This is a genomic window from Vitiosangium sp. GDMCC 1.1324, assembly GCF_003044305.1.
Lineage (GTDB): Bacteria > Myxococcota > Myxococcia > Myxococcales > Myxococcaceae > Archangium.
The window spans coordinates 145,460-156,609 of sequence record NZ_PZOX01000030.1; the positions used below are offsets into that span (position 1 = coordinate 145,460).

General features: G+C 65.1%; 5 protein-coding genes. 1 reads left to right on the top strand and 4 read right to left on the bottom strand.

Annotation, left to right across the window (positions count from 1 at the left end):
* Positions 1 to 91: 91 nt before the first annotated feature.
* From DAT35_RS51410 to DAT35_RS51420, 3 genes are all read right to left on the bottom strand, one after another.
* Positions 92 to 5,494, bottom strand: a complete 5,403-nt coding sequence (locus DAT35_RS51410; RefSeq protein ID WP_108076827.1) for an RHS repeat-associated core domain-containing protein — start codon at positions 5,492 to 5,494, stop codon at positions 92 to 94.
* Positions 5,491 to 6,354, bottom strand: coding sequence for a PD40 domain-containing protein (locus DAT35_RS51415; protein WP_158502228.1), 864 nt, complete (start codon positions 6,352 to 6,354; stop codon positions 5,491 to 5,493). The genes DAT35_RS51410 and DAT35_RS51415 overlap by 4 nt, the downstream gene beginning before the upstream one ends.
* Positions 6,355 to 7,213: 859 nt before the next feature.
* On the bottom strand, positions 7,214 to 7,831 hold the full coding sequence (locus tag DAT35_RS51420) for a TetR/AcrR family transcriptional regulator (RefSeq protein ID WP_233262205.1): 618 nt from the start codon (positions 7,829 to 7,831) through the stop codon (positions 7,214 to 7,216).
* 407 nt (positions 7,832 to 8,238) lie between these two features.
* On the opposite strand from DAT35_RS51420, the gene DAT35_RS51425 reads away from it, so the two are divergent.
* A complete protein-coding gene (locus DAT35_RS51425; RefSeq protein WP_304466088.1) occupies positions 8,239 to 8,541 on the top strand; it encodes a phosphoenolpyruvate carboxylase in 303 nt (100 codons plus the stop codon).
* A gap of 66 nt (positions 8,542 to 8,607) precedes the next feature.
* On the opposite strand, the gene DAT35_RS60295 is transcribed toward DAT35_RS51425, so the two are convergent.
* On the bottom strand, positions 8,608 to 11,150 hold a 2,543-nt coding region (locus DAT35_RS60295), incomplete at its 5' end, for an RHS repeat-associated core domain-containing protein (protein WP_304466089.1).

Below are 11,150 nucleotides of genomic sequence, written 5' to 3' on the forward strand. Positions count from 1 at the left end.
ACCTCGGGGCAGTCCTCTTTGCATCCAGCGAGACTGCCCGCGACCATGCTCCAGATGAGCCATGAGCGCGCGAGGGCTGGGGGGGTCAGTTCTAAAGCGAGCCGCATTCGAGCGCTCCACTGTCCCCGGGGACGCCCTTGCCCTGGCCGTGATCCCAACCACAGGAGTGGGCGAACTCATGCATCAACGCCAGGATCTGGCACTCGCTGTCGATGTCCCTCGAGCACCAGGTGATGTCCTCCTCGGGCTCCTTGTAGCTGCCCAGCGGGCTGGAGCCGCCCACATTGGGCTTCCTGCGGCAATACTCCCTCCTGCGCCAGTCATCGCATTTCAGGCGGGCGTTCACGACCTGACCGATGATGCACTCCCTCAAGCAGCGATCTTCGATCATGGATGTTTTGTTGAGGATGTCAGCCGCCGTAGGGTAGTTCTTGCAACCATCATCCGTCGAGAAGAGACCGGTCGGATCGGTGTACGCCTGGGGGTTGTTGTTCGCGTACGCGTACAGCGGCGTCACCATGCCTCGGGTCGCCTCGGTCTTCACCAGGCCCGGCCGCGTGGCAATCACTGGCTCGGGCTGGAGGTAACGGCCGGTGGAGGAGTCGTAGTAGCGGTTCCAGTTCTCGAAGAGGTCGGTCTCCGGGTCATGGTACTGGCCGGGGAAGCGCAGGGGCGTCCACATGGGAGCGGCGCCCAGGGCCCCGTCGTAGCGGCGGTACTCGTAGGCGCGGAGGGCCACGCCGGAGTAGGGGAAGTTGACGCCGGTGTTGACGCAGCCAGGTGCATCGGGAGCCCGGTTGCCGGAGTCGGACTGGAACTTCACCAGGAGAGAGCTGGAGGCGGGATAGTTGAGCCAGGAGCTGACGTAGGGGCCGAGGTGGTGGCCACCGAAGGGGCCGGCGAGCTGGGTGTTGGTGTTGGCGTCCACGACGTAGGTGGGGTCGTAGTAGTTACCGCCGCAGGCCTCGGTATCGAGCGAGTCGAAGCGCAGTCGCACGTCCATGGACAGGCTCAGGGTGGGCTGGGAGACGCGACCGATTTCGGTGGAGGGGGTGTTGTTGGCGTAGGGGTGCTGGGTTTCGCCCCAGTAATCCACGCGGTTGAGCTCGCCGAAGGGAGAGTACTCACCGGTGCCGGTGATGCGGCCGGAGCCGTCGAGCATGAGGACGGGCTTGCCGAGGTGGTCGGAGACGATGAAGTAGACACCGCAGCGCTCGTTGCCACCGAGACGCTGGCAGCTACCCTCGGAATCGGGCTGGCGGTTCCAGGAGGCATCGAAGCTGGAGCGGAGCATGGCAATGGGGCGCTCGCCCAGCCAGATGTACTCGTCGAGAGGGTAGGGAGCGTTCTGGGAGGGGGAGGCGAAGCCGCGGTCCTCGATCAGGTGGCGATCCTGGTCGTAGAAGTATTCCTCGGTCTGGTCGGTGGGGTGGACCTTGAGACGGCGGCGGCCCTGGGCGTCGTACCAGTAGTTGTAGAAGGCGCCACCCACCACCTCGACAGCGCGGAAGACGGTCATGTTGCCGGCGTTCTGGGGAGCCGTGTTGTAGTTGAAGCGCAACGAGCGGCTGGGAAGGCCACTGGAGTCATTGGGCCACTGAATCTGCTCGATACGGCCGTCGCGGTCGTAGGAGTAGCTGCGGGCGAGCATGGTGCCGGCTCGGCTGGCGACGTAGGACTGCAACCGGTCACCGGAGTAGGCATAGGTGAAGCCGTTGCCGAACTCATCCACCGAGAGGCGGGTGCGGTTGCCGCGAGAGTCATAGGCGGGACTCTTGATGCGGTAGGAGCCACCGGTGCTGGTGAAGGAGGGCATGGTGGCGCTCGTCAGACGCAACAGTCTGTCGTAGCCGAATTGCTCCACCTGGCTGGATGCGTTGCGGACACAGGTATTGATTTGGGAAACCTGATCCGCCTGCCAGGTGTAGGTGCGCTTGAAGAGGTCGCCGGTGCCGGAGCCGAGAGGCTGAGCGCCGGAGGAGAGCCAGAGGGCGCGCAGGCGGCCCGTCCAGTCGGAGGATGCCTGTGAAGGCATGGTGGAGGGGCAGCTGGAAGACGGTGCAGTGCCCGCGTTGTCACCCAGGAGGTACTCGAGAGAGGCGGTGGTACCGGAAGTGGGAAAGCGCAGGTGGTAGCCGCGAATGCCGCCAAAGGGCTCCCAGGAGATGTTGGAGACGAGCGTCTTCTGGATCCAGGAGGCGGGAGAGCCGGTGTAGAGGGCGACGGAGATGGAGTCGACGCGGTCCACCCGCTTGAGGTCGCTGGAGTAGACGTACTCCACGCGGCGACCGTGGGGGTAGGTGATGGAGGCGAGGTTGCCGTTGTCGGTGTAGGTGTAGCGCAGGTGCGGGTTGGCGTCAGAATGGGTTTCGGAGCAAGTGGTGGCACCCGGGCGGACCCTCAGCTCGCTGACGATGTGGCCCTGGTTGTCATAGGAGTACCAGGTGTCACCACCGCTATCCCTGGCCATCCGCAGACGGCCCTGGGTGAAGGTGGGCGCGGAGCAGCCCGAGGGGGGAGCACCGCCGTCACCGTCGTAGAAGAACTGGTACAAAGTCTTCCAGGAGGAACCGTCCCAGTAGGAGGCACTCGTCCTGCGGCGGAGCTGGTCGCTGGAGTACTCCAGGCGAGCGGAGGCCAGGCGCATGGCCTCGGTCTGCTGGGCGGTCTGGTGGCCAGCGCCGTCGTAGGTGTAGCGGGTGATGCCTCGGCCGTTGGTGGCACTGCCCGTCGCAGCCGGAGAGGTGTACTCGACGAGGTTGCCGAAGTCATCGTACTGGTAGTCGATGGCCTGGCTGAGGCAAGCGGCGGGCAGGGAGGGGTTGAGGGAGCCGTCCGAGAGGGTGCAGGCGAGGGTTGTCTGGCATTGCGGGACGACGGTCTTGAGGTTGCCCTGCTTGTCATGGGCGAAGCATGTCTTGATGCCAGCCACGGAGGAGTCGTCGGAGGTGTACTCGATGAGGGACTCGAGGCGGTTGGCGCGGTCGTACTGGAGGGCGTCGCAGCGGCGGGAGAGGGGCAGGCCCGTCTTGGAGTCGGTGGCACCGCCGCACCAGGCGGGAGCGTCGTTGGCGGGGTGGCCTACGCCGGTGAGGTTGTCGGCGCCGTCATGGGTGAGCGGGCTGGTGTAGTAGGACTGGTAGGTGGCGGTGATGTCGCCCCAGCCGGCGCGAGAGGGGCGCTCCTGGCCATCGACAGCGTATTTCTTGATGCGGCGCACCTGGCCCGTGGCGCTGAGGTAGGTCTCCGACATGAGAGGGCCCACCTCGTTCGGGTAGGCGCTTCCACCCCAGTACTTGTAGACAACCTTCTCGGACCAGGTGGCGCCGTCCGCCGTGTCGGACCTGGCTTCCCATTGCACCCGGGGGTGCCACTGGCCGCCAGTGCAGGCGGAGGTGGGGGTATTTCTGCGGTGGCAGTAGACGTCGTAGTTGCCCTGGGGGCGGCGAATCCAGGCCAGGGCGCCATTGTCGTAGCCGTAGGTGGTGGGGGGAGCGCCGCCCACGGACTTACTCACCATGCCATTGACACCGTAGACGTACTCGGTGGCCACACCGTCCGGGCCCACGATGCGGGTGGCGTTACCGGAGGCGTCGTACTTGTCGTAATAGGTTTCCAGAGGGGTGCTGGAGCAGCCGTTGGGATGGCGCACCTCCTTCTTGAGATTGGTGTTGCGGTTGAAGTCGGTCTCACCCTGCCAGTAGGTGGAGAGGGTGACGGGGAAGCTGGTGCCGGAGCACTGCAGGGCATTCTCGTTGGCGACCTCGCAGGGGCCGGCGACAGTGACGGTGCGGCCCTTGGGGTCGGCCGTCCCATCCCCACAGGCCCAGGGCAGGCGGTACTCGCTGTAGAAGGTGGCGACGACGCGGGGGATGCGGTTGCCATTGAGGTCAACGGTCCAGCCGCGCTTGTAGGTGGCAAGCTTGAGGCCGCGGTTGTCGTACTTGTGGGTGACGACAGAGTCCGAGGCGTTGAGCACACTGGGGACGGACTCGGTGGCCGGACGCTGGTTGGCGTTGACGGGGTAGGAGTACGTCATGCGTTTGACTTCGAGGGCGTCGGTGCCAGCGAGCGAGGAAGCACCGCGGAGGATGGCGGTGCGCTCGACGAGCTCCTGGGGCTGGCCGGCGGGGGGCAGGGAGTTCTGGTAAACCTCCCAGAAGTCACGCTTGTTCTTGACGCCCTTCTCGGCGCGAAGGGTGGAGCCGGAGGGGCACTCCCACTCGTGGCGGACTTCGCCAGCGGAACAGGCATTGGCGATGTTGCAACTGTCGGTGCGCCGGTAGAGGTGGCCACCGGTGAAGCCGATGCCGTTGATGAGCTCGTACTTGTGCTGCATGTAGCCGACAGAGGTATTGCCGCCGCCGTCGAAAATCTCCTCGGAGACAGTGCGAACCTTGAGGTTACCGGGGGAGCAGCAGGTGGACTTGTCGTCACAGGCGCCGGTGGAGGTATCCCAGGAGACGCGAATCATGTCGCGGGAGGACATGGCGATGGTTTCACCGGAGCTGTCGGTGGAGTGGGAGAGGAGCCAGAAGCCATCGCGGTAGATGCCGAAGCCACCGTCGTAGACGTAGAGCTCGGAGCGGGAGTCATAGGGGGAGGACCAGGTGGCGGAGGAGATGCGGCCGGGGCGCTCGACGCCGCCGGAGTCCTGGACGTAGGCGTACTCCACCTGCCTGTTGGGGACGACGCTGCTGACGCTGCCGGAGGTAACCTTGGAGAGGACACACTCGGTGGAGGAGGTGCCGGAGCGAACCAGGGGTTTGTAGGAGAAGGAGAGAAGCTGGCCGTTCGATGTGAGGAGGGTGCTGAGGTAGGGGGCGTCGAAGGAGCCGGTGCATCCGGGGGGCCGGACGTAGGTGAGCTTCACCTCGGAGACACCGTTGGGGGAGATGATTTCGGTGAGGAAGTAGTGGGTGGAGCCGAAGGCGGCGTTGAAAAGGAGCTTGCGGCCGTCGAACTCGTAGAGGGTGAATCCCTCTGGAGTCCACTGGAGCCGGTCCTTGCGAGCGGAGTTACCGGAAGAGTTGGGGGCGTAGCACCAGAAGGAAGCGCAGGGGGTGTACGCCATGCGCTGGGCGTCGAGATTGCGAACCCACCAGGAGCCGGAGGAGGGCTTGAAGACGAAAGAGAAGAAGTTGTGATACCACTTGAGGGCGTTGACGTTGGTGGTGCTGGAGCCGAAGGGCTTGGGCAGGCCAACCATCTCGTCGGCATGATTGGAGGCATAGTCCTCGGAGTCATAGGCGCGTAGGAAGCCGAGGTCCGCGGAGATACCGGTGAGGGGAAGGTCCTCGGCGCGGTGGTAGGAACTGCCGTCGGCGAGGTTGACGGGGTCACCGACCATGATGTCGGAACACTTGCAGGACTTGTCCTTCTTGCAGTCCAGGGTGGTGCCGGTGTTGGGGCAGTAGGGGGCGGCGCTCATGCTCGCCGGGACGAATAGGGCGGCAAGCAGGAGCAGCGCGGTTGCTGTTGTGAACCGATTCATGGCTGGTTTTCCTGGGAGATGAAGGGGAAGAGGCGGGTGGCGGTATTTCCGTCGAAACGCCACACGGCGCCGTCATGCTGATAGAGGATTTCGTTCGTGCTCCGGCCGTACTGCGGCCGGGCGAGGGGGCCGGTGCGGTCGAACTGGTGGAGCTGCTTCACTTCGCCGGTACTCACGTCCACCTCCATGAGCGCAAGGGTGTCGCTCCGCATCTCGGCGTACACGCCGCGCTTGCTGTCCGGAGACAGCGAGAGTTGCTCCATGCGGAGCCCCGTGGTCCGGAGCGCGGTGACCTGACGGCTGCGCGTGTCGAGCACCTTGATGGAGCGTGTGAAATCACATGGGGTGTGCAGGAAGATGACCTTCCCAGATGTGGCGGGAGCGGGGGCGAAATGGCAGCCGGGTGCGTTCGTGAGCCGCTCGTAGTTGAGACCGTCGATCCGCACCCGGGTGAGCTGCGCGGTGGCCTTCGACGTGTGCTGTCCCGGCGGGCCATCCGACTCGGGGTGGTGGGCGAAGTAGACCCACTGTCCGTCCGGGCTAAGCGCCGGCTCGCCGTGACGTCCCTTGTCCATGCCGATGGAGCGAGGGGCGGTCTTGGACTTCCAGTCCCAGGCGAAGAGCGCGTCGAATAGGTGGTGGGCATCTCGCGAGGTGAAGACAATCGTTCGCCCGTCCCGCGTCACGGTAAGCGACGTCGGCTCAAAACCCACCGGGAAGACGACGCGCTCGGATTGGAGGCCGGGTACGTGGACCAGCATCCAGTCCCGCCCCTCGCCGAATGCCAGCACCCGCGATTCCCTCCAGGCGTCCCTGGCGGAGGCGGGGAGCGCGAGGAGCAGGAGCCACAGCGTGGTCATCCACCTCAGGGCATGGGACGGCCGCCCGTGAGGACGGGTTACATCTGCCATTGAATGTGTGGGCATCAGATCAACCAGAGGGCTCAGGGCGAGGGCTTGTCGCCGCGAGGGTTGCTGGGGAGTGACTCGGGAAGCTCAGCGGGGCGGGGGCGAGCGGTGCCCTTCCCGCGCTTGGACACAGCCGAGGGAGCCCAGTCAGAAGGAGGAGTGCAGACGCGCTCGGGGGCACCAGGGATGAGGGTGACGCACTCCCAGCGGTCAGGACAGTCAGATGAGTCGGAGCAGAAGTCAGAGCAGATGTAGCCCTCATGGGGGCTGGGACGGTGGTGGAGGCAGAGTCCCGTCTGGCATTCGGAGCGGCCGGCGCGCGTACAGTCCTCGCCGAGCAGTTTGTCGCGGGCAGAGGCCTGGAGGGGCTGACGCTCGGTGAGCACGTTGCCGGCTCTGTCGCTGGCCGAGTCGTTAGAGGTAGCGGGGCTGCACGCCGGTTCGATCAACAGCAAACACAGACAGGGCAGCAAGGTTCGTGATGCGCACACGATGGGGTTTCCTTTCAATGAGCACACACCAGCGCTAGAAAATCGCTGTGAGTGGATGTCTTTTTCATGGTCTGATAGCGCTTCTCAGTTGCGTTGAGCCCAACGCCCGCAATTCAGGAGCCGACCCATTGCGTCGTGTGGCGTGATTGCTTTCATGGCAACACGCTCGCGCAGGCAGGTTGAGTGGGCCGAGCGCGGCTCACATCCAGCTCGCACAGAGCCAATCAGATGGGCTCAACGCAACTGAGAAGCGCTATGACACCTGGACTCGAGGCTTCCGGAGGTGCCTCCGAAGACGCGTCCGGCGAAAGCATCGTGAATCACCGTGATTTTCTTTCCGAGCCCAGTCCGTTGCGAATGAAGAGGATCGCCTGGCGGGCAAGGGCCTGCCGGCGCTTGAGGTTCAGTCGCTTGCGCAGGGAGTCCGAGGCGAGGACCTCGTGGAGCTCGGCGCCGAGTTCCTGGAGGATCACATCCGTCAGGCCGGGGCCAATGACGGTGGCGACGAAGCGGGTGGCGATGTCGAGGTCCGGAGCTTCGAGGGCACCGTCTCGGGTGCCCTCCTCCAGAACGGCGCGGAGCTCCATGATGCCCGCCTCGCAGATGGTCTTGTAGAGACCGCGGACCTCCACCACTGCGGTCGGAGCGGCGGCCGCCGCGGAGAGCCGGGCGAGGCGAGGATGCTCGACGAGGAACGCCATGCCACGCTCGATGAACGTCTCGAGGCGAGCCCAGAAGTCGCCCTCCGGAGGGGCCGCGCCGATGAACTCGCGCTTGCGGCGCGGGGCTTCTTCGGTGAGGAGCCAGCGGTACAGATCGAGCTTGTCCTCGAAGTACTGGTAGAAGCTGCCTTTGGGGATGCTCGCGCGGCGCGCAATCTGCGAGAGCGAGGCCTCGGTGTAGCTCAGGTCGGAGAACTCGACGATGGCCTCGTTCACGAGACGGTCTCTGCGCTCATCTGTGAGTCGGAAGAAGGTGCTCGTAGGCATGCGACCGACCAGTCATATGACTGACCGGTCGCATTGGCAAGGAGAATTTCCGGGCCGTGGGTCTGCACTTCCGAGGCGACCGCGCTTCGCCATCTCTTCCATCAGCTTCCTCACCTGGGCATCCGAGAGGGTAGGGGTCACTGCACGCAGGCCCCCACTCCCGCGGAGCCCTGCAGCGGCTGGCAGTGCCCGCTCGCGCAACCGGGCTCTCCCGATGGGGCGCGGCACAACCGGCGGCACGTCAGGGCCGCTCCGTCCTTCACGCACGCGCTCCCCGGCCGGCAGTCGTTCGAGTACGTACACGGTGCGCCGTCCTCCACCGTCCCCGCCGTCGCGCACACGGGTTCGCTTCCCGCATGGCGATCGCATCCCGCTACGCGGCGCTGGCGCCCGAGTCCACGCGTCCGTTGTGGGAGCGCATCCGCGCCGAGTTCTCGCGCACCCGTCGCTGGGTGAAACGTGTGACGGGCGAGGCGCGCCTGCTGGAGAACAACGCGCAACTGCGGCAGAGCATCGCGCTGCGCAACCCCTACGTGGACCCCATGTCCTTCCTCCAGGTGGAGCTGCTGCGGCGCAAGAGGTCGGGGTGCGCCAACTGCGATCGATCGCTGTTGCTCACGCTGGCCGGCATCGCCGCGGGCATGCGCAACACGGGGTGAGCCGCCGGTAGGGGAGGAACGGGGTGCGAACCCCGCTCCTCCCACCCTCACTTCTCACTTCCTCGTCTACTCGCCGAAGATCGGGCAGTTTTCGAGACCATTGCCCTCATGCCCCGGCACGCCTTCGTTGAAGGCCGGGTCTCCGCCATCATCGTCGTGCCGCATTCCGCAGGAGTGCGCCATTTCATGCACGAGGCCTTCGATGGTGCACCTGTCCTCATTGCGCAGGAGGTTCTTCTTGCACCACACCACCTCGGTTCCAGGGTGCATGCGGCCGTTGGCCTTCACCTCACACCGCAACAGTTCTCTCAGCATCTGGGGCGCGGCGCCGAGGACGCCTTTCTTCTTGCACTGCTTTCCGTCCTCTTCGTTCGGGTTGCAGATCACCTTGATGCTGTCGCACTGGTTGATGACGCAGTTCCTCAAGCATTCGTTCGTGATCTTCTTTGCCTGCTCCTTGCACTCCGCGCCCCCCTTCAGCTTCTCGGTCAACTCGTCGCACTTGCCGTCCGTGGAGAAGAGCCCCGAGCTGTCCGTTTCATTGATGGGATTGGCCTGCGCGTAGGTGTAGGTCGCCGGTACCGAGCCCGACAGGGCGTCGGACTTGAGCGTGTACGCTTGCTGGATGAGCGGTTCCGGCTGGAGGTAGCGGCCGGTGGTCGGGTCGTAATAGCGGTTCCAGTTCTCGAAGAGGTCGGTCTCCGGGTCGTGGTACTGGCCGGGGAAGCGCAGGGGTGTCCACATGGGGGCGGCGCCCTGGGCCCCGTCGTAACGGCGGTACTCATAGGCGCGGAGGGACACGCCGGAGTAGGGGAAGTTGACGCCGGTGTCCTCGATGCAGCCAAAGGAGTTGGGAGCCTGGTTGGTGGAGTCGGACTGGAACTTCACGGCGAGGGAGCTGGAGGAGGGGTAGTTGAGCCAGGAGCTGACGTAGGGGCCGAGGTGGTGGCCACCGAAGGGGCCGGCGACCTGGGCGTTGGTGGAGGCATCCACGACATAGGTGGGGTCGTAGTAGTAGCCGCCACAGGCCTCGGTATCCATCAGGTCGAAACGAAGGCGGACGTCCATGGACAGTCCCAGGGTGGGCTGCGAGACGCTACCGACTTGCGTGACGGGGAGGTTGTTGGCGTAGGGGTGCTGGGTTTCGCCCCAGTACTCCGCGCGGTTGAGCTCGCCGAAGGGAGAGTACTCACCGGTGCCGGTGATGCGGCCGGAGCCGTCGAGCATGAGGACGGGCTTGCCGAGGTGGTCGGAGACGATGAAGTAGACACCGCAGCGCTCGTTGCCACCGAGACGCTGGCAGCTACCCTCGGAATCGGGCTGGCGGTTCCAGGAGGCGTCGAAGCTGGAGCGCAGCATGAGGAGGGGACGGTTGTCCAACCACACGTACTCGTCGAGAGGGTAGGGAGCGTTCTGGGAGAGGGAGGCGAAGCCGCGGTCCTCGAGCAGGTGGCGCTCCTGGTCGTAGAAGTACTCCTCGGTCTGATCGGTGGGATGGACCTTGAGACGGCGCCGGCCCTGGGCGTCGTACCAGTAATTGAAGTATGCGCCGGGTGCCACCTGGACGGTGCGGAACACGTTGAGATTGCCCGCGCTCCGCTCATTCATGTCATAGGCGAAGTCCAACGTGCGGGCGGGCTGGCCACTGGAGTCGTTGGGCCAGAGGATGTGGTCGACGCGACCGTCGCGGTTGTAGGAGTAGCTGCGCTTGAGCAACGTGCCTGGACTGCTGGCCGCGTAGGACAGAAGCCTGTCGCCGGAGTAGGCGTAGGTGATGCCATTGCCGAACTCGTCGACCGAGGTGTAGGTGCGGTTGCCGCGAGCGTCGTACGAGGGGCTCTTCACCCGGTAGGAACCACCGGTGGTGGTGAACGAGGGCATGCTGGCGCTCGTCAGACGCTGCAGTCTGTCATAGCCGAATTGCTCCACCTGACTGGAGGCGTTGCGGACGCAGGTGTTGATCTGGGAGACCTGATTGGCCTGCCACGTATAGGTGCGCTTGAAGATGTCTCCGGTACCGGACCCGAGTGGCTGGGCGCCGGAGGAGAGCCAGAAGGCACGGAGGCGACCCGTCCAGTCGGAAGAGGACTGGGAGGGCATGGTGGCGGGGCATCCGGAGGTGGGGGCGACGCCGGCGTTGTCACCCAGGAAGTACTCCAGCGAGGCCGTCGTGCCAGACGTGGGGAACTCGAGGTGGTAGCCACGCAGCCCGCCATAGGGCTCCCAGGAGATGTTGGAGACGAGCATCCTGGAAGTCCACGCCGCCGGAGTGCCGGTGTACATGGAGACGGAGATGGAGTCGATGCGGTCCACGCGCTCGAGGCTCGTGGAATAGACGTACTCCACGCGGCGACCGTGGGGGTATGTGATGGAGGCGAGGTTGCCGTTGTCCGTATAGGTGTAGCGGATGTGGGGATTGGCTTCCGAGTGCGTCTCACTGCAGGTGGTGGCACCCGGGCGCACGCGCAGCTCACTCATCAGACGGCCCTGGTTGTCATAGGAGTACCAGGTGTCACCACCGCTGTCCCTGGCCATACGCAGACGGCCCTGGGTGAAGGTGGGAGCGGAACAGCCCGAGGGGGGAGCACCACCATCGGCGTCATAGAAGA